Annotated in this window: 18 protein-coding genes; 11 read left to right on the top strand and 7 right to left on the bottom strand. The window is 59.3% G+C overall.

Annotated elements, in window-relative coordinates; all coding sequences use genetic code 11:
• The first annotated feature begins 61 nt into the window (after positions 1 to 61).
• A complete protein-coding gene (locus tag CD351_RS04860) occupies positions 62 to 1,729 on the top strand; it encodes a sulfatase-like hydrolase/transferase (protein WP_199797903.1) in 1,668 nt (555 codons plus the stop codon).
• Positions 1,730 to 1,734: 5 nt separating this feature from the next.
• Entirely contained in the window at positions 1,735 to 2,748 is a 1,014-nt protein-coding gene (locus CD351_RS04855) for a formylglycine-generating enzyme family protein (protein ID WP_111991564.1), read from the top strand.
• Between the two features lie 32 nt (positions 2,749 to 2,780).
• Here the strand turns inward: CD351_RS04855 and CD351_RS04850 are convergent, their stop codons facing one another.
• The gene (locus tag CD351_RS04850) at positions 2,781 to 4,856 is read right to left on the bottom strand and encodes a beta-glucosidase (protein ID WP_162627614.1); all 2,076 of its coding nucleotides are present in this window, start codon (positions 4,854 to 4,856) and stop codon (positions 2,781 to 2,783) included.
• A gap of 186 nt (positions 4,857 to 5,042) precedes the next feature.
• On the opposite strand from CD351_RS04850, the gene CD351_RS04845 reads away from it, so the two are divergent.
• The 6 genes from CD351_RS04845 to CD351_RS04815 all read left to right on the top strand — a co-directional run bounded on the left by CD351_RS04845 (position 5,043) and on the right by CD351_RS04815 (position 12,560).
• Positions 5,043 to 7,433: a TonB-dependent receptor gene (locus tag CD351_RS04845; RefSeq protein WP_162627613.1), complete on the top strand. Its 2,391-nt coding sequence runs from the start codon at positions 5,043 to 5,045 to the stop codon at positions 7,431 to 7,433.
• Positions 7,434 to 7,510: 77 nt separating this feature from the next.
• Positions 7,511 to 8,260, top strand: a complete 750-nt coding sequence (locus CD351_RS04840; RefSeq protein ID WP_111991561.1) for a GDSL-type esterase/lipase family protein — start codon at positions 7,511 to 7,513, stop codon at positions 8,258 to 8,260.
• A 34-nt stretch (positions 8,261 to 8,294) separates the two neighbouring features.
• A complete protein-coding gene (locus CD351_RS04835) occupies positions 8,295 to 9,653 on the top strand; it encodes an MFS transporter (protein ID WP_111991560.1) in 1,359 nt (452 codons plus the stop codon).
• A 42-nt stretch (positions 9,654 to 9,695) separates the two neighbouring features.
• Entirely contained in the window at positions 9,696 to 10,340 is a 645-nt protein-coding gene (locus CD351_RS04830) for a TetR/AcrR family transcriptional regulator (protein ID WP_111991559.1), read from the top strand.
• A gap of 1,006 nt (positions 10,341 to 11,346) precedes the next feature.
• Entirely contained in the window at positions 11,347 to 11,574 is a 228-nt protein-coding gene (locus CD351_RS16080) for an AlpA family transcriptional regulator (RefSeq protein ID WP_111991557.1), read from the top strand.
• Positions 11,575 to 12,266: 692 nt separating this feature from the next.
• On the top strand, positions 12,267 to 12,560 hold the full coding sequence (locus tag CD351_RS04815) for a hypothetical protein (RefSeq protein ID WP_111991556.1): 294 nt from the start codon (positions 12,267 to 12,269) through the stop codon (positions 12,558 to 12,560).
• A gap of 386 nt (positions 12,561 to 12,946) precedes the next feature.
• On the opposite strand, the gene CD351_RS04810 is transcribed toward CD351_RS04815, so the two are convergent.
• From CD351_RS04810 to CD351_RS04795, 4 genes are all read right to left on the bottom strand, one after another.
• The gene (locus CD351_RS04810) at positions 12,947 to 13,318 is read right to left on the bottom strand and encodes a putative quinol monooxygenase (protein WP_162627612.1); all 372 of its coding nucleotides are present in this window, start codon (positions 13,316 to 13,318) and stop codon (positions 12,947 to 12,949) included.
• A gap of 46 nt (positions 13,319 to 13,364) precedes the next feature.
• Complete coding sequence (locus tag CD351_RS04805) at positions 13,365 to 13,769, bottom strand: hypothetical protein (RefSeq protein ID WP_162627611.1); 405 nt, start codon at positions 13,767 to 13,769, stop codon at positions 13,365 to 13,367.
• 95 nt (positions 13,770 to 13,864) lie between these two features.
• The gene (locus CD351_RS04800) at positions 13,865 to 14,662 is read right to left on the bottom strand and encodes an isoprenylcysteine carboxylmethyltransferase family protein (RefSeq protein WP_111991553.1); all 798 of its coding nucleotides are present in this window, start codon (positions 14,660 to 14,662) and stop codon (positions 13,865 to 13,867) included.
• A gap of 6 nt (positions 14,663 to 14,668) precedes the next feature.
• Positions 14,669 to 16,069, bottom strand: a complete 1,401-nt coding sequence (locus CD351_RS04795; RefSeq protein ID WP_199797901.1) for a hypothetical protein — start codon at positions 16,067 to 16,069, stop codon at positions 14,669 to 14,671.
• A 118-nt stretch (positions 16,070 to 16,187) separates the two neighbouring features.
• Between CD351_RS04795 and CD351_RS04790 the strand changes: the two genes are divergently transcribed.
• A complete protein-coding gene (locus tag CD351_RS04790) occupies positions 16,188 to 17,213 on the top strand; it encodes a GlxA family transcriptional regulator (RefSeq protein WP_111993590.1) in 1,026 nt (341 codons plus the stop codon).
• 82 nt (positions 17,214 to 17,295) lie between these two features.
• Here the strand turns inward: CD351_RS04790 and CD351_RS04785 are convergent, their stop codons facing one another.
• Positions 17,296 to 18,657 (bottom strand): ATP-binding protein, encoded by a 1,362-nt coding sequence (locus CD351_RS04785; RefSeq protein ID WP_111991552.1) that lies wholly within the window; start codon positions 18,655 to 18,657, stop codon positions 17,296 to 17,298.
• Positions 18,654 to 19,358: a response regulator gene (locus CD351_RS04780; protein WP_111991551.1), complete on the bottom strand. Its 705-nt coding sequence runs from the start codon at positions 19,356 to 19,358 to the stop codon at positions 18,654 to 18,656. Before CD351_RS04780 ends, CD351_RS04785 begins: the two co-directional genes overlap by 4 nt.
• 179 nt (positions 19,359 to 19,537) lie before the next feature.
• On the opposite strand from CD351_RS04780, the gene CD351_RS04775 reads away from it, so the two are divergent.
• Together CD351_RS04775 and CD351_RS04770 are read left to right on the top strand one after the other, a co-directional pair.
• On the top strand, positions 19,538 to 21,034 hold the full coding sequence (locus CD351_RS04775; RefSeq protein WP_162627610.1) for a hypothetical protein: 1,497 nt from the start codon (positions 19,538 to 19,540) through the stop codon (positions 21,032 to 21,034).
• Positions 21,031 to 22,593 carry a hypothetical protein gene (locus CD351_RS04770; RefSeq protein ID WP_111991549.1) on the top strand — a complete coding sequence of 521 codons (1,563 nt, stop codon included), beginning with the start codon at positions 21,031 to 21,033 and terminating at the stop codon, positions 22,591 to 22,593. The genes CD351_RS04775 and CD351_RS04770 overlap by 4 nt, the downstream gene beginning before the upstream one ends.
• Positions 22,594 to 22,677 lie beyond the last annotated feature (84 nt).

Raw genomic sequence — 22,677 nt, 5'->3', positions numbered from 1 at the left:
TACATATGGACAGCAAGCTGACTGAGGGCGGGGAGTTTTTCAAGTGGGATTCACCAGAGGCTTGGTTTTCTTGCTCGCCGCTTTGGGGCTGATGGCCTGCACGGCCCCGCAACCCGCAGGCGTAGCGAAAACGCAGCAAGAGCAACGGCCCAATATCGTGCTCATCGTGTTCGAAGACCTGAGTCCGCGCTGGGGCGCCTTTGGTGACGAACTTGCGCAAACGCCCAGCATCGACGCGCTGGCGCAGCAGTCGGTCCGCTATCCCAACACATTCACCACCGCGGGGGTGTGCGCACCCAGCCGCTCGGCTTTGATAACAGGGGTGCATCAGCAGACGCTTGGCACGCACCAGATGCGCACCAAGGGTGCTTTACCCGGTATGTCGGGAGGCGGTCCGATCGAGTATGAAGCCGTCCCCCCGCCGCAGGTCAAAGCTTTTCCCGAGCTTTTGCGAGCGGCGGGCTATTATACATCCAACAACGGCAAGACAGATTACCAGTTCGGCGAACCCTTCACGATCTGGGACGCGAACGCGCCCGATGCAGATTGGCGTGGTCGCCGCGATGGCCAACCGTTCTTCGCGATGATCAACATCTACGAAACGCATGAAAGCTACATCTGGCCGGAAGACCGCGAGAGTGACACCCCGCTTCTCAACGCGGTGACACAGCGCAATCAGCGCGATCTGGCCGGAAAGGCGCGTCTGACCGATCCCGCCGATGTCGAGGTTCCGCCGTACCTTCCCGACACGCCGATCGTGAGGCGGGACATTGCAACACACTACGACAATATCGCCTTTGCCGAACGCAAGGTCGCCGAGGTCGTCGCGAAGCTCGATGCAGATGGACTGCTCGAAAACACTATCGTCGTCGTCACAACCGATCACGGTGACGGGCTGCCGCGCATGAAGCGCACCGTATATGACAGCGGGCTGCGCGTGCCCCTGATGGTACGTTTTCCCGACGAACGCCGAGCTGGAGAAGTCGACTCGCGACTGGTCAGCTTCGTCGATCTGGCTCCCACCATCCTTGAATGGGCAAAGATCGCGCGCCCGCCATTTATCCAAGGACGAAACTTCGTACTTGGCGAACAGCGCGACTACGTTTTTGCTGCGGCAGATCGTCATGATAACGTGCTAGGGCGGGTCAAGGCGGCGCGTGATGACCGCTTCAAGTATATGCGCAATTACCGACCCGATCTGGCGATCTTGCGCCCGCTGGCTTTTCGCGACGCACAGCTTGCCATGCAGGAATTCTGGCGCCTCGCGGCTGAAGGCGGGCTTCCGCCTGCAGCTGCGCGGCTCGTCACCGCACCGAGTCCGGCCGAAGAACTGTACGATACGCAGGCGGATCCGCATGAGATCGACAATCTAGCAGATGATCCTGCCTTTCGCGACGTGCTGATCCGCATGCGCGGGGCCATGGATGCATGGCTGGAGAGAACGGGCGATCTCAGCGCCGTTCCGGAAGCCGAGATGATCGAGACCATGTGGCCAGGCATGGTGCAGCCTATAACAGCACCTCCGACCGTTGCCGTGAAGGATGGCCGTGTGACGATTTCCAGCGCCACCTCAGGGGCGAGCATCGCTTATGTTCTGGGCGAGGAGGAGCTTTCGCCCGGCACGATTTACACACGCCCGTTCGAGGTTGGCGGCGGTGTGACAGTCAAAGCCAGAGCCATTCGTTATGGTTACGCACCAAGTGAGACCGTCACTCAGACTGTTCGATAGCAACCATGAGCAAGCGCTTGCCATCTATCATTACTGTCTGCGCTACGCTCGCGACGCTGAGCGCTTGCGAGGGAAACGAGGCTGATCAACCGAAAATCGCGCAGGCGCGTACTTGCGCTCCGATCGCTTCGGACCCCGTGAGCCTCGAAGGGGGTACTTTCACGATGGGTTCGCAGCTTGTCTACGCCGAAGAGGGCCCCGAACGCGAAACCACGGTGGACGGTTTCTGGATCGATCCGCACGAGGTTACCAACGCACAGTTCGCCGCTTTCGTTGACGCCACCGGCTATGTCACCGTGGCCGAAAAGCCGGTTGATCCTGAAGCATTAGGCATTCCACGCGAACGCATTCCGCCGGATTTGCTCAAGCCGGGTTCGGCCGTCTTCGTTCCGCCGGGCAGACCGTCAAACCGGTACCAGGACTGGTGGCAATATGTGCCGGGCGCCAACTGGAAATTGCCCGAGGGCAATGGCGAGCCGGCAGCCGAACCCAGAAATCCCGTGGTGCACCTCGCCCATGCAGATATGCTCGCTTATGCTAAATGGCGCGGGGGGCGGCTCCCCACGGAAGCCGAGTGGGAATACGCAGCGAGCGCGGGTGAACCAGCTAGCACTGAACAGCCATCGGGTGACGAAGCAAACAGCTGGCAGGGAGTATTCCCCATGGTTAATGAGGAGGCAGATGGCTTCTATGGCGTCGCGCCAGTTGGATGTTACGCTCCCAATGCCTTCGGGCTGTACGATATGACCGGCAATGTCTGGGAAGTCACCGGCGATTTGTACCGCCCAGGCCATGATCCCGCTGACCGCGACCGTCCCAAGGGGCCAAGCGAAACCGATGCCTACGATCCGCTTAACCCGGGCCTCGTGACGCGAGTAATGAAAGGCGGGTCGTATCTATGCGCGCCAAATTATTGTCAGCGCTATCGCCCGCAGTCCCGTCAGGGACGGGATCCGGGACTCGGGGCAAGTAACGTCGGATTTCGACTGGTATATGACGCGCCGCCCGGGCCGATTTAGCTGAGGTCAGCGCGCGAACGGTGCCGCAGCGCCTAGAGTGCGATCTCTGCTGAGCTTCCATCTATCTCCAGAACATACCGGCCCTTCGGCAGGAACCATTCGCGCGTGTCCTTGTCGAAGCGCCGCAACTGCTGCTTGTCGATCAAGATCGTTGCCGCTCTAGTTTCTTGCGGTTCGAGGTAAACACGCGTGAAACCTCGCAACAGTCGTTCGGCGTAATTCTCGGTCGTACGCGGAGACCGAACATAGGCGAGCGCAACATGCGCGCCTGCAACGGACCCTTTATTGTGAACTGACACACTCACTTCGAGATTATCGCCTCGGTCGGTAACCCTGAGGGCGCGTGTCTCAAACTCAGTATAGCTGAGCCCATGACCGAAAGGATAACGCGGCTGCAGGCCTTCGCGCTCAAATTTTGTGTAGCCATGCCAGCGATCATAGGTGATGGCGGTGGCCGTGCGATCAAAGAACGGGTAGTCAGCCGCGTCCTTGGCGACGGTGAACGGAAGCCGCCCCGATGGAGTAACCAGCCCGAAAAGCAAACGAGCGAGGGCGGTTCCGCCTTCCATTCCCGAGTAGAAGGTCTGCAAGATGGCTCCCGTCCCCTCGCGCCATTCTTCGACCATCACTGCCGATCCAGCCACAATGACCACGATCACCGGCTTGCCCGTCGCCTTGGCCTTTTCGATCAGCGCAACGTGTGCATCCGGCAGCGAGAGCGAGGCACGGTCGCCGCCACGCGGTTCGCGCTCGTTTTCGCGATCGTCCAACATCTCCTTCACCGCGTCGGGCATCTGCGGCACGAGGTCACCGGGAATATATTCGCCTTCGTCGTCGGCCGTGTAACCCACCACGGCGACGATCGCATCGGCCTGATCCAACGCCTCTGAAGTCGCCTTTTCGTCTGCCCCGTCTGCGTGGAGCACGCGTTTCTCGCCAAGGTGGTCGCGCAGCCCTTGCAAGGGCGTGATCGTATAGGGCGCGTTCACCCTGCTCGATCCGAAATCACCGGTGTTCTCGATGTTGGAAAGAGCGCCGACGACCGCCAGCTTTCCGATATCCTGCGACAGCGGGAGCACCCCTGAATTTTCGAGCAGGACAGCCCCCTTCTCCGCCGCTTCGAGCGCGACAGCGCGGTGGTCTTCGCAGGCCACATATTCGGCCTTGTATTCGGGAAGCGGGTCTTCTGCCGAGAGGAAGGTGTAGAGCGTGGTCAGAATTCTGCGGCACGCGGTGTCGATGACGCCGGGTGCGATCTGTCCCTGCTCAACCGCATTCACCAAGCGCTCGCCATAGACAACCGGCTCAGGGTTTTCGACATCGAGCCCCGCGCTGGCGCCATAGGGTTTGTAGACACCCAGGACCCAGTCCGAGTGGACGAAACCGTCGAAACCCCATTCGCCACGCAAAATGTCGGTCAACAACTCGTAATGCTGCCCGCAATACTCGCCGTTCATCTTGTTGTAGGCGCTCATCACGGTTGCGCAGCCGGCATCCAGCACGCGTTTGAAATGCGGCAGATAGACCTCGCGAAGCACGTCGTCCTCGATCGTCACATCGATCGAGAAGCGGGTGTTCTCGACCGAGTTGAGCGCGAAATGTTTGACCGTCGCCATGACATTGTGGGTCTGGATGCCAACGGCGAGCGCGGCGCCCATTTCGCCCAGATGGTGCGGGTCCTCGCCATAGGTTTCCTGCGCGCGGCCCCAGGCCGGATGGCGCAGCAGATTGATGCATACTGCGCCCGAGAGGTTGCAATCCTGAGCGCGCGTCTCGATCCCCATGATCTCGCCGATCCGCCGCTCCAGATCGATGTCGAAGCTGGCCCCGCGCGACATCGAACAGGGAAAGCATGTCGACTGCCCGCGCGCCACTCCGCGCGGCCCGTCGGTGAACCACAGATAGGGGACATTCAGCCGATCGAGACCGGCGCCGGCGCGGTAGGGGCGTTTGCCCCATTCTCCGTTATCTTCCCGGATCTGAGCGAGGAAACCCTTGCCGCTCATCATCGCGACTTTTTCCTCGAGCAAGGCTTCCGCGATGACCCGGTCGATGGTCTGCGCGATTTGCCATGCGGTCATGCCTTTGCGCGGCGAGAGGTCCGGCACTCTGTTCTCCTTCTTCGACATGGAAGCAGACGCTCGGCATGTCAAATTGATTATCCGTACGGATAGCTACTTCACCCCGACAGGGAGTCAAGGGCAATGATGATACAGTCGGATAACCACTTGACGCAGGCAAATTTCGATTCGATAACCGAATGGATAACGAAAACATTCGTGGGGAGAGAGTGTATGAAGCGATCGATCTGGCTTGCCGGCACCTGCGGCCTTGCATCTTGTGTTTGGCTGCCGGCCCAGGCCCAGTCTGCGGATGGCGAGTTGCCGGACGAGGCAGTCGAGGAAAGCTCCAACGTCATCATCGTGACGGCGACGCGGCGCGAGGAAAGCTTGCAGGAAGTGCCGGTCGCAGTCACCGCCATCTCGGGCGAGGTCCTCGACAATGCCGGCATCGGCTCGGTGGAGGCCCTGACCGCAATCGCGCCGAGCGTGACCTTCACGCAATCTTCGAACGATCAGAACAATTCCATCAACATTCGCGGGGTCGGCACATCCGTGTTCTCGCAAGGCGTGGAATCGAGCGTATCCGTCGTCGTCGACGATGTCGTGATGGCGCGTCAGGCAATGGGCTTTCAGGATCTGGCCGACGTACAGCGAGTCGAAGTCCTGCGCGGCCCGCAATCGACGCTGTTCGGGAAAAACGCGTCTGCCGGTGTGATTTCCGTCACAACGCAAGCCCCGACGAGCAACTTTAGCGGCATGATCGACGGACAGGTCGCGGAAGGCGGCGAATACGCTCTGCGCGCATCGCTTTCGGGGCCTCTCGGCGGCGACTTCAGTGGGCGACTGACCGGATATTACAAGGAGTTCGACGGCCAAATCGAAAACCTGTCCGACGGGCGCGATCTCAACGGATACCAGAACTGGGGCCTGCGCGGAAAAATCCTTTTCCAGCCGGGTAATGGAGATTCAAGTTTCACCCTGATCGGCGACTATCGCAAATCCGAACAGGATTGCTGCATCTATGTCGCGCGGGATACCAGCAATGCGTCCGGCGCCATCGGCGGCGGCAGGATCGACGATCTGCTTAATCCGGTCGTGGCGGGCCGGGAAAATGCGCAGAGCAACGTAAACGCACCCGTTTTCAACAACAGCGAACAATGGGGCGTGTCGGGCAAGGCGGACCTCGATGTCGGCGGTGGTTACACCTTGACCTCGATCTCTGCCTATCGCTGGTACGACTTCGTAAACAATATCGATGTCGACCTGCTCGATCTGGAAGACCCCGAGCTTGGGATCATCACCTTCGATCTCAACAGCGGCACGACCAAGATCACGCAGCTTTCGCAGGAAGTGCGCCTGACGTCGCCGCAAGGTCCTCCGTTCGACTTCGTGCTTGGCGGCTTCGCTTTCTTGCTCGACATCGACCGAACCTTCCAGCGTCGCTTCGAGATTCTGCTGCCGCTTTTCGGAGGCTTCCAGATTAACCAGAGCGGGCAGTTCGATGCTGCGGTCAGCACCCAGAACCTGGCGCTGTTCGGCAGCGCGAATGTCTATCTGACAGACGACACGGTGGTCTTCGGCGGCGCACGATTGATCAACGAGACGCTCGATTACCGGGTGAACCGCGACCCTGCCGACGTGCTGGTACCGGGCGACCGGCCATTCGGTGGCAACCCGGGCACGTTCCTCGCTCTGGTCGACCAGACCGAGGATACCGCCGTAACGGGCGACATCGGGATCCGCCATGCCTTCGGCCCCGATGTGAACGCTTATGCGCGCTATGCGCGGGGTTACAAGGGTCGCGGGATCGATTCCGGGTTCGGCGCGCCTCAGGGCGTCGAGCCGATCGAGGCGGAAACTTCGGACGCCTTCGAACTCGGGCTGAAATCGTCGTTGCTCAACGACGATCTGATCATCAACCTGGCCCTTTTCCATACCGACTTCGAGAATTTTCAGGAGCAGGCCGCTGTCCTCGTCACTGATCCCAACAACCTCCTGTCGGCCGAAACGCGCCTTACCAATGTCGGGTCGGTCCGCACCAGAGGCGTCGAAGTGGACGCGATCTTCACGCCTACCGACAGTTTCTTCATCCAGGCTGGCGTTGCCTATACCGACGCGTCAATCACCGAATTCGAGAACGCATCGTGCTATTTCCAGCAGACTGCCGCCGAAGGATGCGTGCCGGTTACTTTGGACGATGGCGGCACTCCCGGTGATCCGTCCGACGATATCGTGCAGAACCTTCAGGATCTTTCGGGCTCCGATTTGCCAAACGCCCCCGAATGGCGCGTGACGGGACTGGTCAGAAAGGAATTCCCGATCGCGGCGGCGTTCAATCCGTTTGTCCAGGTCTCCGGCCGTTGGCAAAGCAGCCTGAACTACTCCCTGGACGGGGATCCCAGAGCGGATCAGTCGGGGTATGCAATCGTGAACATTGCGGTCGGGATCGAAGCCGATGACGGCTCCTATTCGGTTTCGGTGTTCGCCAACAACGTGTTCGACGAGTTCTACGCGACGAACATCTTCGGCGATCCCCTGTTCGGGAATTCGGGCGTCGTAAGCCAGTATGTCCCGCGCGACTTTTCCCGCTACTTCGGCGCGCGCGCGCGTTTCTCATTTTGATACCCGGTCCTCTCCCTGGCGGCACTGGTTCTTTCATGAGTCCGGTGCCGCCATTTTTGCGTTGAGGAACGTTTAACATGCAATTGTCTGCTGCGATCTTGCTCCCGATATGCGCGCTTGCCACGCTCGGCAGTGTGTCTGCAGATGCCGGACAACCTGCGCCCTCCCCTCCCGCGCAGCAACGGACGGTCCCCCAGGCTGCCTTGGATGCCTATATTGAGCTGCGACAGGCCCGCAGAGCAGAGCTGTGGCGTGCCTTTCCTGGCGAGCAGGAGGCGATCGTGTTCGCGGGATCCAGCATTGTCGAGGAAGGACCGTTCGAAGCCATGTTCCCCGGCTACACCGTGGTGAACCGCGGGATAGGCGCAGACACGACTATCGGACTTCTCGACCGGCTCGACGAAATCATCGCCCTGCGCCCGGCCAAGCTGTTCTTGTATATTGGCGGCAACGATCGCAGCAGGCTGGACGATACGCCGGAGGCAGCCTTCGCGAGGCTCGAACAGATCGTGCAAGGCGTGCGTGAAGCCAGCCCCGCGACCCAGCTTTACGTTCATACTCTCTTCCCGCGCGAGGCAGAGCATGCGACGTGGATCGAGGCCTTCAACACCCGTGTGCGCGGGCTCGACGGGCGAGATGGTGTGGATGTCATCGACGTGTATCCTCTTGCACTGGGAGAAGGCGGTGCGATCGACCCTGTCCTGACTAACGACGGAATTCATCTTCTGCCCGAAGGGTACAGGCGATGGCAAAAAGCCCTTCAGTCCGGCCCCCTGCCTCCAAAGACCGATCCGCCGCCATCCTTTGACGCGGAGATAAAGCAATGAGCTATCGCGAGCAGCAGTTTTCGGGCGCGGTCTCATGACCACCGATGCGGGCCGCGAACTGCCGCGCTGGCGGCGGGCAGCCTACGGTTTCGGCGATTTCGGGTTCAATCTTTACTGGTCGACCGCCAGTATGTTCCTGCTCTATTATTACACGGACGTGCTGTTGCTTTCAGCCACAACGGCCGGGCTGATCTTTCTGGTGGCCATGGTGTGGGACGGCATCAGCGATCCCATCATGGGCTATCTGGCAGAACGCACCCGGACGCGGTGGGGCAGCTATCGACCGTACCTGCTTTTCGGCGGACCCGCTCTTGCAGTGACGATGGTGCTGATGTTCTACCGCCCCGCTTACGAAAGCACTGCGCTGGTGGTCTATGCGGCAGCCACGCATGTCCTTTTCCGCACGTTCTACACCGTGATGTCGATCCCCTATTCATCGCTTTCCGCGCGCATCACGCGCAGCTCTGCGGTGCGCAACGAGCTTTCTGCCTGGCGGATGGTGTCGGCGACCTCGGGCGGCTTCCTGGTTGCCTTCGCCACTCTGCGGCTTGTCGAGTATTTCGGGCAGGGTGATCTGGCCGCCGGCTTCTTCTGGACTGCTATCTGCTTTGCTGCACTGTCGCTGCCGATCTACCTTTTCCTATTCTTCACGACACAGGAACCGACGTCACCCAGCGCTTCATCCGTCAACGAAAATGCCATAGGCCTTCTGGATGCGCTTGGCGCGTTGTTTCGCAATCGCGCTTTCATGCTTGTCTGTCTTGCGACTGCGCTGCTCTTTATGGGCGGCGTGATGACCAGCAAGACACTAATCTACTACTACAAGTATACGCTGGGTGACGAAGCGGCCTCGGGCACGGCGCTGGCTTTGATGACAGGCGGGGCCGCGATCCTCATTCCCGTTTGGGCATGGCTGGCAACGCGACTGGAGAAGCGGACGGTTTGGCTCTCCGGTCTTGCAATATCGCTGGCTGTCTCGATCGCAATCTATGTCAATCCGTTGGAGACCGTTCCCGTCGTCACCTTGCTGTTCGCGCTGGGTGCTGCAGGCACTGCGGCTAGTTACCTGTCGTTCTGGTCCATGCTGCCTGACACTGTCGAATACGGCGAGTGGCAGACCGGCAAGAGGGTCGAGTCTCTTTCCTTCGGTCTGATGTCTTTCGTTCAGAAGGTCAGCTTCGGCTTCGCCGCAGCCATACTCGGATTCCTGCTGGACTGGATCGGCTACGTACCCAATGCCGAGCAGGGGGCCTCGACGCTGTTATCAATCAAGGTCATCATGACCTTGCTGCCAGCCGGCTTTCTTGCCGGCGCGATCGCCCTGTTGTGGTTCTATCCGCTCACTTCGTCGCGCCATCGCGAGATCGTGGCCGAGCTTGACGCTGTGCGATAAGCTTGGTTGCCCCGTGTGGAGCGCCAAGCTAGGTTTTCGATCATGAACTTAGAGACGCCAGTCAATCAACGCGAAAAGCAGCGACTGAAAACGCGAGGCGAGATACTCGACGCAGCGCTTAATATCTTTGCGGAAAAGGGTTTCGATGCGACGAGCGTGCGCGAAATCGCCGGCAGCGTCGGCGTGAATCATGGCCTCATCCGGCATCATTTCACGAATAAGGAAGAATTGTGGAAAGAAGCGGTCGCTTTGCTGTTTGGTCGCATGGAGGCCGAATTGGCGATCGAGCCGGGCAGCGAAGATCATTTGAGCGAATTCGATCGGCTCAAGAACGGCATTCGCCGATATGTTCGCTATTGCGCCCGTCACCCGGAACACGCGCGCATCATGGTGCAGCAATCGATCCACGGGAGCGAGCGCTTCAAGTGGATGGTCGAGAAATTTATCGCTCCGCTGCATCGCGCCGGGCAGGTGTCTCGAGAAAAGTACGCATCGCAGCGCCTTTGGCCAGCGATCAACGAGATATCGATCACTTACATTCTGGTCGCTGCGTCCCAGATGCCATTTGTGCTCGCTCAAGAGATTCAGGAAATCTATGGGTTGGAGCCCACTGAGCCTGAATGGGTCGAACGGCATGCCGATGCGATTATCGCCCTGTTTTTCGAGCATTCCGTGAACACCGACTAGCCGCAGCAGCCTGCAAAGATATCGGACCAAATCAGCAAACTTAGCTGTTCGGACCTCTCGGCTGTGTCAGTTGCCGCCGATCTTGCCTGACTGAATCGTGGTTACAAAGATCAAAATGATCTCGAAGCACCGTAATTCGATCTGGACAACCCATTTCGGCCCCTTCCAACCAATCACGTGTATGGTTGTCTGTTCTACAGTGCTCATCAAAGTGAATGTCTAGTTCGAACATTCTGCAGTGAACTAGCGGACATTCGGCTATCGGCCCAGATGCTATCGTGACTTTTCATAAACGGCGTTGTCAATCCGGCGGCTGGGTGCTTGCGACCTGAGCAGGGCGCAGTAGTGTTGCGTAGTGGAACAAATAACACCGCCAGGACTTAAGGCGCGACCCGATCGGTCGCTGCGCAGGTTTTCGCGAGAGACGCTACTTACGCCAGAGTTATGGGATGAGTTGGATTCACTTTCGGATGTGACAGGCCCGAGTTCGAATACACGATTGAAGGATGGCATTCCTCTCCAAATCCATGAGGCGCCTTCAGCAGATTGGCTCCGGAGAAGAGAGTTAGAAGAATCCCTGCTTGAAGAATTTCGTATTCAGATCGGAACGGGAAGGTGGGGTGTAAGGGCGATACCTCGCGGTAAGTCTGACCGAGAAGAGATAGCTGTCGAACTTGTGGAAGGCGCAGCGAAGGTCGACTTCGAGCGTAACAAAATTGGCCCGTTCTCGTTTGTCGAAATAACAGAGACCCCAGCAACAGATAGATACCTCAGTACCAAGTGATTCATCAAATAAGTCTGCTCGGTTGTCCCGCCGAAGCAGGGTGTGAAGAAGCGGCAAATCCAGGATTTGGCAGATCGTTTGTTACCCTTCGATGTGCGTGACGACATCTTCAAGGCTGCCTGGGCTCACGCCAAAATTCCCGAAGGTTTTCGCAAATCTGGGCGATGACTTTGGAATTCGTTTCCTGATTATCGCCTCAAAGGAATCGGAAGTTACCTATTGATGGGGAGCCTCTCAAACGAGCAGGCTCTCTTGGTCAGAAGGACGATATTTCTCACCACGGCTGAATTGGCCGAACGCTGGCGAATTAGTTCGCGCACCCTTGAACGGTGGCGAGACAAAGGGATCGGTCCAGCTTACACAAGAATAGGTAATCGGGTCCGCTATCACATTGACGTCATTGAGCGTGCTGAGCGCGAATGGTCGTCGATCAATCCCGAACATCTCTGAACGAATGCAATCCCGCCGCCTCGTTGCGGCTGGCGCACTCGTTTGGCTAAACACGTGTGGCGGTGCGCCCAACCAGTTCCGCTACCAAATGGGGTGAGGTCATAGCGGAAACCCGAGTCCGAACGGCAGAGCGGGGACCTCCGAAATGGCACATTGTTTCGTAAGCAGCTGCTAAGCGGGTGGGCCGGTGTCGGCACCACGCGTGCCCGAATGCGACGGCCGGCTCCGAGGAGCATCCGATATGCATCAGGGGAGGACCAACCCAGCCATTCGGCGGGGGTTGGTCGTCCTATGCCCTCCGCTCGGACCTCACCAAGGATCATCTTGCAGTCAGAGCAAGCACAAACCTCTGACTAGGAAGGCCTGCGACGCGGGAGCCTTCGAACTAGCGGAGCGGCGCAGGCCTTCCTAAGCGCAGCGATCAAAAAAATAGAGATGCACCGGTTCCGCGCATGCGCATGCATGCGCGCTCGTTCAGCACTCTCGACGCTGGTAGGGAAGGGGGGGAGTGAAAACCTTGGAGCCCTTTAAGAGGACACCGGCGGGCGGCAAAAATTTCGGCTGGCTCGATATTTTGAAGTTCGCCCCGGTTCGTGCACCTACTTTTGAGTGCGGATAAGCGACGAGCCCCATTCCGATCAGGTTCTTGATGTGGAAGACGGCGCTCTCCTAGGAAGCCTGGAGTAATCAGAATGGGACGTCGCAAGAAGCCCACGCATTTGAAGATCGTCGAGAACTCGCGCGATCGCCGCGATCCGAAACTGATCGAAGGCGAGCCAGTGCCGACGCAGCCGCTCGCACAAGCTCCAAAGCATCTCTCGGAGAAAGAGCGCGGGACATGGGACTTTTTGATAGAGAATTCGCCTCGGGGCATGCTCAAGGCGCTCGATCACTTCACCGTCCAGGCTTTGGTCGAGGCTTGGGAAACGCGAAGGCAAGCACAAGAAAAATTGCGAGCCTTGCCGATGCTCGTTCGCATCGAGTGAGGAAGCATCACGACATCCCCGTTTCTGCGTATCGTCAATCAGCAGAACGTTATAGTTCGAGGCTTCGTAGCAGTGTTGGGGCTGTCACCTGCTGCCAGGACCGCTATAGCAATTGACCATGAAGACGAGCCGGATCCGACGGATCGCTTCTTTGAGTAGTGAAGGCTCGGGCTTCGAACGACGCGCGAAACCTTCGCCGTTGGGCTGGCTTTGGGCCGGTAGCGGTCGGTCCGCTTATGGTAGGCTGGGATGGAAAAGCAGACATTGTGATGTGGATCTGAATTTTTCTGGCTACTGCCAGTTAAACGCTTGATCGAACACTGGCCAAGAGGCGGCCAAGGTTCCTCGATAAGGCGGACATGCCAAGAGATTCCTCGCAACTTCAATCACATCGACTTGTAGTAGCCCATGTCGGGCTCTTCGATCAGCAGCGAACTGATGTGCGACCAATCACCCGATTGGTTGATGCGGTTGAAATGTTCCTGATGCAGCTGTTTCGTCGCCCAGACTTCCTCGAGGACGAAGATGTTCGGATCATCGACATTGCGATTGACCTTTGCGGACATGAAGCCCGGCTCCGATGCCATGGCGTCCGATACGCCGGCCATGATTTCGGCGAACTCCTGCACTCCCTGCTCGCTCGCCTCGAACCTGATGATCAGCGAGACCGCATCGCCAGGCTTTGAAGTTGAAGGGGTACATGCAGACAGACCGACCAGGAGCGCTGCCAGTATCGATAGGATTAGCTGATTTTTCATAAGGCCGCTTTCGATGAGTGTGGGCAAAGTATTGAGGATCGATTGTTTATGAACCATCGCCTTGGGCTGATGCAGGTTCGTCGCTCGCCATTGCTCGCCATCCCCACAGGCTTAGGCCAAGCATCGCCACATTTGCGATCAGGTCGAGCGCAAGCCAGCGACTGAAGACAGGGACTTCGAATACGAACCAATAGTTGAACCAGAAGAACGGAAGCAGGGCGAGGGCGTAGACTAGGAAAGTCATGCGCTGCCACCGGCTGAACCAGATGAAGAGGCCGCCGAGAACGGCCTGCGCCCCGAAACAGCCGATCAAAACTGCGCTGGTTGTGTTCAGGACCTGATAGTCGGGCGCGATCGTCTGCCGCTCGACCGTTTGCGGGGCCAGCAGGCACCATCCCCCCAGAACGAAATAGGGCAACGCGATCAATCGCTGGATATGGAGCGGTTGCATGGTTTCGAACTCCCGGTGGTGTCTTGAGACTGGCTTGAGATTGTCAGTTTATCGCACCGCCCTCGGGCAGGCGGAACTCCTGATAGATGTAGCGACTAACTCCGAGCTTGGTTTTCGCTTGCACGGCTTTCTCCCAACTTGGGTTGTGGGTCGGATGGCGAGCCGCGCTGCCCCGTGAAAGGCACGAAAGCCGGAACACGCCTGCGATATTCGCGGTAGGGTTCGCCGATCTCCTCGATCAGGTCGGCCTCCTCGAATGGTGTCGCGAGAAGCACATAAGCCATGGTCGCGCCCGCAAACACAAGATGGCCGACCGTGAAATGCGCTACGAAGAAGGGGGCAAGCATCCAGCCGACGCTGATCGGATGGCGGACCAGAGCGTAAAGGAACCTTGCGCTCATCGCTCCTTTCTCGGGCGGTGTTTGCCGGAAATTCTCCCACGCCTGCGCAAGGCCCAGGAACCTGAAGTGACCGAAGTGGAAGGTTGCTGCCACCATCATGACCCACACCCCCGCATAGGCCGTCAATATCAATCCTAACGATACAGGCGCTTCTACCCGCCAGATCGTGATCGGAATGGGCTTCCAGTAATAGACCAGCAAGCCGACATTGATCGCCGTCATGTACAGATATGTTGCCCGCTCGATCGGTGCCGGGACGATCTTCGTCCACCAACGCTTGAACGATGATCTCGCAGTGATCGAGTGATGCAGTCCGAACATGGCGATCAGCGTGGCGTCGATCACAATCGCCGCCCAGATCGAGACCTGCTCGCCATCGCTAATGCCCTTGGGCACGCCAATGTCAGCGATGAACCCGACAATATAGGTGAGGCTTGCCAGACTGAGTAGATAGGCGACTGCCGCGAATACAAGCATGAGAAGTTTGCGCATGGCCGCTCACCAGTTCCGACTGTTCTTTGCGTGGGTGCGCAGATAGGCACCGGGCTCGAAATGCTCGTCGTAGAAATCGGTGTCGAGCTTGTGAGCCTGCAGATACATGAGTGTCAGCATGGCAGGTACCTTGGCCGGGAACCGCCCGAAGGTGTCCTGGATGTATTGCGCCATATGCGCGACGCAGTCGATAAACTCGTCATCGATCGGCGCAGCCTTCCGCCTAACAGCATCGGTTACCTTGTACGGACCCTTCGTGGCAGCGTTGAACGGCCCGCCGCTTCCGAATTTGCGCTTCACAACGGATTCCACCGCAGCCCGCATATCCTTGAAATGCGGCTGGGTGTGGCCTTCGAGAATGCCGGGCAGACCGGTCACATGCGGCAGGGGTCCGCCTTCGATCATGTCGTAGCGGAAGCCCAGGCCCGGAACCTCGGGATCGCCGCTGGCCCCGAGGATGCTGAAGGGATTGAGGCCATTGAACATCCAGCCACCCAGTCCCATCGCCTGCAGCATCAGCGCGCCGGCATAGCAGGCGCATGAGAGCTCAACGGTCACTTCGGTGGCGCTGACCTGTTCGACATAGGAGAAGGGGTAGGGGTTCTCGATATCGACCAGGTGCTTGAACTTCTCGAGCCCCGGGATCGGCCGGTTGTTCACGTCGTCATAGATGCAGACGCCATTCTGGACGAAGTAGCACAGCCCCTGGATGATGTGCTGCGCGAGGTCGGCCACCGGAATGATCAGCGTGCTGCCGGGGATGTTCACGCACCAGTCGTTGTGCATTTCCATATGTTCCGGCCGCGCCGGAGTTGCCAGACGGCCGTCGGCAATCTTGACGATGCGGCTCCGGTGGGCATCGAGATAGGCGTTGAGATCGGTTTCTCCGTTCGCGGCCTTGGCCTCGACGGCCGACATGTCCCGCGTCGGCAGGAAATAGACCCCGTCATCGTCCGTGTAGAAGAACTCGGTGATCTGAAATCCCGCCGCTGAGGGGAAAGTGCGTCCGCCAGCCGCACCCGCATAGTTCGGAATGTTGGGCAGGTAATTGCGGTTGTAGGGGATGAGGTTCGACCAGCCGGTATTGCCGGCCACGGTCGTGAGCAACATCATCTGTTCAAGTTCGGACAGGGGCTGCGGCGGGTGCTTCGACGCATAGGCAAGTGGGCCGCCGGGTATCGCCGCGCCGCGAGCGAACCGGCGCGAGCGCCTCCCGTGGATGGCCTCGATAAGGGGGAATTCCACCGCCTCGGACAGCCCTTTCGGCAGATCAGGAATGCGGTCCAGCATAATGTTTCCTTTGGTCTTGAGCGTTGCGCCCTTTGCGCTGGCACCGAGACCGGCAAGGACAGTCCCCACGCCCAGCATGGATGCGCCGATCATCCGGCGACATGATGTGTGAAACATGGTCAATCTTTCCTCAGAAGCGGGCGGTCCCGCGTTGAGGGGCGTTCTGGCGGCAAAGGATCTTGTACAGTGAGAGCTGGAATCGACAGAAACGGGTCAAATGTGCCATCATGGCAAAATGCCCGCGTCTGCTCCTCAAAGACCCGTCTCGATCAGCCTTGTTGCCGTGCCGGAGGTGTCCGCCGCCATTGTGCTCAGCCTGCACGAAGTGTTCGCTTATGTCGGCGTCGCCTGGGAAGCCCTGACCGGCGACCGCTTCGAAACGCGTTCGATGGTGCCGCGTATCGTCGGACGCAACACAGAGCCCATGCGCACCTCGATCGGCGCCATCCTCGTTCCCGACCATACGTTCGCCGAAATGCACAGGTCGGATGTCGTCATTGTCGCGGACCTGTTCCTGGATGACGGCCAGGGCCCGGTTGGGCGGTGGAGAGACGAGATCGCCTGGATCCGCGACCAATATAGCCGGGGCGCGATTGTCTGCTCGGTCTGTACGGGATCGATGATGCTGACCGAAGCGGGACTGCTGGATGGTGTCGATGCAACCACGCATTGGAGCGCAACCCAGACCTTCGCGGATTGCTATCCTCGCGTGATCCTCCAGCCTGAACGATTGCTGGTGCCCGGCGGCCACGAGCACCGCATCGTCACCAGCGGCGGGTCCGCCAGCTGGACCGAGCTCGCGCTCTATCTGGTTGCTCGCTTTTGCGGAGAGGCAGAGGCGCGGCGCACCGCAAGGATATTCCTGTTTGGCGACCTCAGCCACGGGCAGATGCCCTTTGCCGCGATGGTGCGTCCCAAGCAGCACGACGACGAGATCATCGCTGATAGCCAGCAATGGATCGCCGATCATTACGCGATGCCAAACCCGGTCTCCCAGATGGCCTACAGATCGGGTCTTGCCGAGCGGACATTCAAGAGGCGTTTCGCCAAATGCACCGGCTACGCACCGCTCGATTATGTTCAATCGCTCAGAATCGAGGAAGCCAAGCAGATGCTTGAGACGACTAACACGGCCATAGACGATATCGCGCTGGACGTTGGCTACGAGGATCCCAATTCGTTCCGTCGTCTCTTCAAGCGAACGACGAGCATCACGCCGAGCCAGTATCGGCTAAAGTTCCAGTCAATTGCGGCAGTGTGACGGCCGTAACTGGGCCGTCTCCAGACTGGTAGCTCTTGGTGTGGCACTAGCGGAAAGCTGCCATTCGGCTACCGGCCCAAACTCAGGCTTTGACCGGCAATTCCATGCGCGCCACGAGGCCACCAGCGGCGCGATTGTAGAGCGTCAATGATCCGCCCGCGCTCTCGGCCGCTCGCTTGGCGATTGCGAGGCCCAAACCAGACCCGCTATCTTTCATGGTCCTCGTCTCGGCGCCTCGCTCGAACGGGCGAACCAGTCGTTCCAGCTCGGCTGCGTCGATGCCCGGACCTGTATCAGCAACATCAATCGTGAGACGGCCCTCGGAAAAGGCGACCGCGACGGAGCAATCGCCTCCATAGCGAAACGCGTTGTCGACCAGATTGCGAATACCGCGCAGCAAGATGTGCGGGTCGGCGTTAATGGCGAGCGGCTTCGCCTCTCTTGAAATTACGAGATCATCTGGGGCAAGCTCGGTGCTGCGCACAACTTCGCGCAAGAGCTCCGCAATGTCGACGCGCTGCGCATGTCCGCCTCGTGCAGCATCGAGCCGGGCAAGGGCGAGACCATTTTCTATGACTTCGTTCATCGCCGCCAGATCGGCATCCGCTTTTTCGCGCCAGATCGCATCCTCTATCCGATCAACGCGCAGTCTCAGCCGGGTAAGCAAAGTGCGAAGGTCATGAGACAACGCCCCGAACATGACTTGCCGTTCCTGAAAGAGATTGGCGAGTTGGCTCTGCATGCGGTTCACGACTGCAACGATACGCTGAGTTTCGCGCGGGCCCTGAGGCTCGATCGGAACAGCTACCGGTACCATGGCGAACTGCTCCATCGCCCGCTCGATCCTCTCGAGCGGTCGCAAACTCCACCATAGGAGCGCCAGAGCCGCAAACGCGACGGTGACGCCGAGGAAGCCGGCCCAGAACCCTGGGGGCAGACCGAAAACGAAGTTCGCGTGATCGCCAATCGCTTCCAGTAACAGCCATTCGTTCGGCGCAAGCGCGATTGAAACCTGCAATGGGGCGGTGCTCCAAAGCTCAAACGGGGTTCGTCGGATGTTTTGTGCGCCTGCGTTTCCGACAAGCCACGCCTCTACATTTCTTCCGCTGCGGTGAGAAAGCTCTGCCTCGATCAGCATGGCTACTCCAGGGAGCATGTGTGCTGACGCGTTTCGATCGGCGACCGGGTCGGACATCACGATCGTTCCGGAAAAGCGCTCGTCTGAGATCGCGGTCAGGATCGCTGTCCGCTCTGACGGCGACGACGCCTCGAGTGTCGAGACAATTGCAGCAATGCGCGACGGTCCGGGAAGGGCGAATCCTTCGTCCCGGGTAGTCGTCGATTGCCAGAAGGACACGATGGCGAGCAGCAATTGAAGCGCGGCCAGAATGCTCAGGACGATTAGCCAAGATCGGAGGCGCGAACGGCGAAGAAAGCTGATCATGATGAGTGATCCTTGATGACGTAACCTGCATTGCGCACACTTTCGATGATCGAAGGACGACCCTCGCGATCGACCTTCTTGCGCACCCGGCTGACCAACACGTCGATCGAGCGATCGAAAGGAGTAGCCTCACGACCATGGATGTGGTCGAGCAGGTAATCGCGCGACAGCACCCGGCCTTTCGCCTCGGACAATGCGGCGAGAAGGGCAAATTCAGCTCCGGACAGGGCAATGTCCTCTCCGCTTTCACCACGAACTGACCGTGCAGCCTTGTCTATGGTGTACCCCGCAACCGATAGCGTTTGGGCTCCCACTGAGCTCAGCGTTCGATCGAGGCGTCGTAACAGGGCCCGGACCCGGGCGACGAGTTCGCGAGGATTGAACGGCTTGCCGAGGTAGTCGTCGGCGCCGACCTCGAGGCCTACGATCCGATCCACGTCGTCGCTGCGTGCAGTGAGCATGAGGATCGCCGGCGCGTCGCCCTCCCCAGAAACGCGCTTGGCGATGTGGAGGCCGTCCTCTCCAGGAAGGTTGAGGTCCAGAATTAGGAGCCGGGCCCGGATGCCCGATCGGAGGCGATCGAGTTCCTCTCCGGATCCCACTCCGGCGCACGACCACCCCTCCTTGCGCAGGAGTTCGACCACCATTTCGCGGATCTCGCTGTCGTCCTCGACGACGATGATATCTTTGGGCTGCGTCATTCGCAGACTTTCCCAATCAAGCTCGCCGCATGCAATGCCTGTAACACTTCGTTACAAATCGGGCGCATCTTGAAATACGGTCGTTACGAAGCGCGCGGAAGATCGGCTCAGTCGGGAAACAGGACTGAGATTATGGATCTCTCGAAATCAGCCCTCATGGCGCTTTCAAAGCACGCGTCGTGAACAGACATTCTGCAATCGCGATATGCGCCGGATGGATGCTCGCCATGCCGGGCTCTGCCCAAGACAACACAGGCACGCAGCGCACTGAGCAAGTTCCCGACAACCCTTATCTCGCCGCATCAAGCTGGCCGCTTTTCCATCGCAATGGCTATGCTCAGGCGTCTGGCCCGCTTCCTTCGATCAGACGCGACGCTCGCGCTGGTTTCCAGCGGTTCGATAACCCGGAAGACGGAACCGCGCCCTGGACCGTGGTGATGAAGCCCTACGCCGACGGCCGTCAGGCCGTCATCAGCAACACGCAAAAGGGTGTCGTCAAATGGCTGATAGACGGTCTGGAAATGACGCAGGTGAGCTATCTCGACCTGCCTCGCGGGCGTTGGGACTTCGACTGGAATGTTGCTGCGCTCAGCAATGGCGAGATCGCGGTGACGAGTATCAAACACAACCGCATCTACCTCCTGCGCGATGAGCAAAGGGGGTGCGCTGAGTGTCCGTTGATCGTGAGCCGGACAATCGACGTCCCAAGATCTGTCGGCGAACTCACGATCCATTTCACGGTCAGCTATTCAGGCCACGTCCTCATCTTGATGGAGGACAACAAGCTGGCCGCAATTTCGATAGAGACGGGCAAGGTCGATGCGGTGCACTCGCTCGGCGATGGCGAACGCGGTTACAGCTACCACAACGCCTTCGCGACCGATGAATCTGGGCGGATTTTCATCTCTACGCAGAGCGCTGTCACGGCGCTCGACTGGGATGGCCGCCAATTTCGCAATGCGTGGGTAGCCGAATACGATTTTCGCGGACCGGGCTGCAAGACACCGCGCCGCACGTCCCGCCTGCGCGAGCGTATCCGCACGATCCGCGGAATGCGATGTACCGGCACCGGCACGACGCCAACGCTGATGGGCACGACCAAGGATGGGTTGGTGGTGATGACCGACGGCCATGCCCCGCGCAACAATCTGGTGGCATTCTGGCGTGACGAGATACCTGACGATTGGCAGGGCTTGCGCGGGCAGGACCGACGTCTCGCGGGGCGCATCGCCTTGCCGCTTTCTACACCCGAAGGCGAAGGTCACACGGCTGAGAACTCTCCTGCGGTGCTCGGCGGTTCCGTTTTCATCGCGCAATGGGCAGGCTTCAACCCGGACTGCACGCCGCCGAAGGGAGTTCAGCGCGTCGATTGGGATGCATCGGCACGGCGCTTCCAACTGGTCTGGTCGAACCCGGACGTTCATTTCAACGGCATACCCACCGCCTCTTCGACCACAGGTTTGGTCTACGGCACCGGGAGGGGCGCGGGCTGCGGCTACGTTTATCGAGGGCTCGACATCGATACCGGCGAAATCGCCTTCGACTTGAAGCTCGGAGACGAGGATCACTTCACCGACCAGGGAAACCAGCAGACGATCGCGGATGATGGCTCGATCATCGTCGGTGTGCGCAAGGGCACGCTCAGAATCTTCGCTTTCGAGGAGGAAGGTCGATGAAGCGGCCTCATATTGTCGCTGCGGTGCTGACGGGCGCGCTGATGCTAGCGAGTTGTGGAGGTGAGGACGCCCCGCCGCCGCCCACGTCGACACCTGCTCCCACTCCGACTCCCACCGCTTCGCCTCCGCCGGCTGCAGATGTTTCGGCAGCGCCGCGCAATCCCTTTCTCGCGGGGTCGAGCTGGCCGATTTTTCATGCGAACAGCTATGCAACCGCATCTGCACGCATAGGCCCGGGTCCGGTGCAAGAGGCGCAGATCATTGGATCGCTCACTAGCCTGATTGCGCCGGTCTACGTGTCACCCTGGACCGTGATGGGGCCGATATACGGGGACGGATCGCAGCCCGTCATCACGACGCCAAACAATGGAGTGGCAAAATATCTGATCAATGGCGACGACTTTCGCGCGATCGACTTTCTCCCGCTCAATCGCGACCCGCTCGATTTCGACTGGGGTCTGCTCTTGCTGGCGAATGGCAATGCCGTTGTTAGCGAGCGCCTCACCAATTCGATCGCGATAGTCGGCGATATCGATCCAGCCAATCCGACCTCGGATCTCGAAGTCAAACGCCGGATTGCCGTCAACCGAAACCTCTACGGCAACCTGCTCGCCCACCATTCCGTGGCTTTCGACGGAACGCTGATAGCCTTGACCGATGCAAACCAGCTCATCGCGATCGATCTCGATCAGGGGCAGGTCATCTCGAATTTCGAGCTTCCCGGCGATAGCGGCGCGAGCTTTCAGAACTCCTTTCCAATCGACCAGAATGGCCGGATCTTCGTCGCAGCACAAAACCTGACGGTGGCGGTCGACTGGACGGGCCGCGCCTTCCGCCGTGCATGGGAAGCGCCTTATGACATGCGAGGACCTGGCTGCGAGGATGTCCCGCCTGACCGATCACGTGAGGAGGAAATTCTGGCCGTGGCCAACGGGGAGACATGTACCGGGACAGGGACCACGCCGACGCTTATCGGCGGAGACAGCGATGTCATGGTCATCGTCGATGGGCATTCTCCCAAGAACAATCTGGTTGCTTTTTGGCGCGGGGCGATTCCTGCAGATTGGAGCGCGCTTCCCGATCCGAACAAGGCCGGGGAGTTCCTGGACCGCCGCGTCGCGGGTGTCTTCGCTCTTCCCTATTCCACACCAGACGGTGACGGCTTCACAGCGCAAAACTCACCCGCGGTGTTCGATACAGCTATTGTCGCCGCGCAATGGGCGGGGTTCCAGCCCGGTGCGAACGCGCCGCGCGGTGTACAGCGCGTGGATTGGCTGCCGAACTTGCGGCGTTTCCGGCTTGTATGGGCCAATCCGTCGATCCTCTTCAACGGCGTGCCGACCATCTCGTGTGTTCGCAGCGACTGCCATACCTACGGCATGGGCCGTTACGGAAACCGCTACCAGTACACTTCGATCGATCTGGAGACTGGTGAAGAAAGCGGGCGGGTCGATCTGGGAATCGATCCGAACGTGCTCGACCAGGGCAACAATCATGCCTTGGCTGACGATGGGTCGATCGTTTATTCGGGTCGCCGCACGATGATACGTGTCAGATAAGGTGACCTTGTCAGTCGCTGGCTCTGAGCGAATGTCTGGAGGCGCTTAAAATCGCTGACATCGAATTCAGGAATGGACGGGGGC

The organism is Erythrobacter sp. KY5, from assembly GCF_003264115.1.
GTDB lineage: Bacteria > Pseudomonadota > Alphaproteobacteria > Sphingomonadales > Sphingomonadaceae > Erythrobacter.
Note: the sequence above shows the minus strand (reverse complement) of the source record. Positions and strands in the feature narration are given on the sequence as shown.

Excerpts from the sequence above, each read along its gene's own strand:
- CD351_RS04790 (WP_111993590.1), top strand. The coding sequence starts at position 16,188 with ATGCCCGCGTCTGCTCCTCAAAGACCCGTCTCGATCAGCCTTGTTGCC.
- CD351_RS04830 (WP_111991559.1), top strand. The coding sequence starts at position 9,696 with ATGAACTTAGAGACGCCAGTCAATCAACGCGAAAAGCAGCGACTGAAA.
- CD351_RS16080 (WP_111991557.1), top strand. The coding sequence starts at position 11,347 with ATGGGGAGCCTCTCAAACGAGCAGGCTCTCTTGGTCAGAAGGACGATA.
- CD351_RS04780 (WP_111991551.1), bottom strand. The coding sequence starts at position 19,358 with ATGACGCAGCCCAAAGATATCATCGTCGTCGAGGACGACAGCGAGATC.
- CD351_RS04835 (WP_111991560.1), top strand. The coding sequence starts at position 8,295 with ATGACCACCGATGCGGGCCGCGAACTGCCGCGCTGGCGGCGGGCAGCC.
- CD351_RS04810 (WP_162627612.1), bottom strand. The coding sequence starts at position 13,318 with ATGAAAAATCAGCTAATCCTATCGATACTGGCAGCGCTCCTGGTCGGT.
- CD351_RS04805 (WP_162627611.1), bottom strand. The coding sequence starts at position 13,769 with ATGCAACCGCTCCATATCCAGCGATTGATCGCGTTGCCCTATTTCGTT.
- CD351_RS04840 (WP_111991561.1), top strand. The coding sequence starts at position 7,511 with ATGCAATTGTCTGCTGCGATCTTGCTCCCGATATGCGCGCTTGCCACG.
- CD351_RS04855 (WP_111991564.1), top strand. The coding sequence starts at position 1,735 with ATGAGCAAGCGCTTGCCATCTATCATTACTGTCTGCGCTACGCTCGCG.
- CD351_RS04785 (WP_111991552.1), bottom strand. The coding sequence starts at position 18,657 with ATGATCAGCTTTCTTCGCCGTTCGCGCCTCCGATCTTGGCTAATCGTC.
- CD351_RS04845 (WP_162627613.1), top strand. The coding sequence starts at position 5,043 with ATGAAGCGATCGATCTGGCTTGCCGGCACCTGCGGCCTTGCATCTTGT.
- CD351_RS04800 (WP_111991553.1), bottom strand. The coding sequence starts at position 14,662 with ATGCGCAAACTTCTCATGCTTGTATTCGCGGCAGTCGCCTATCTACTC.
- CD351_RS04770 (WP_111991549.1), top strand. The coding sequence starts at position 21,031 with ATGAAGCGGCCTCATATTGTCGCTGCGGTGCTGACGGGCGCGCTGATG.
- CD351_RS04815 (WP_111991556.1), top strand. The coding sequence starts at position 12,267 with ATGGGACGTCGCAAGAAGCCCACGCATTTGAAGATCGTCGAGAACTCG.
- CD351_RS04795 (WP_199797901.1), bottom strand. The coding sequence starts at position 16,069 with ATGTTTCACACATCATGTCGCCGGATGATCGGCGCATCCATGCTGGGC.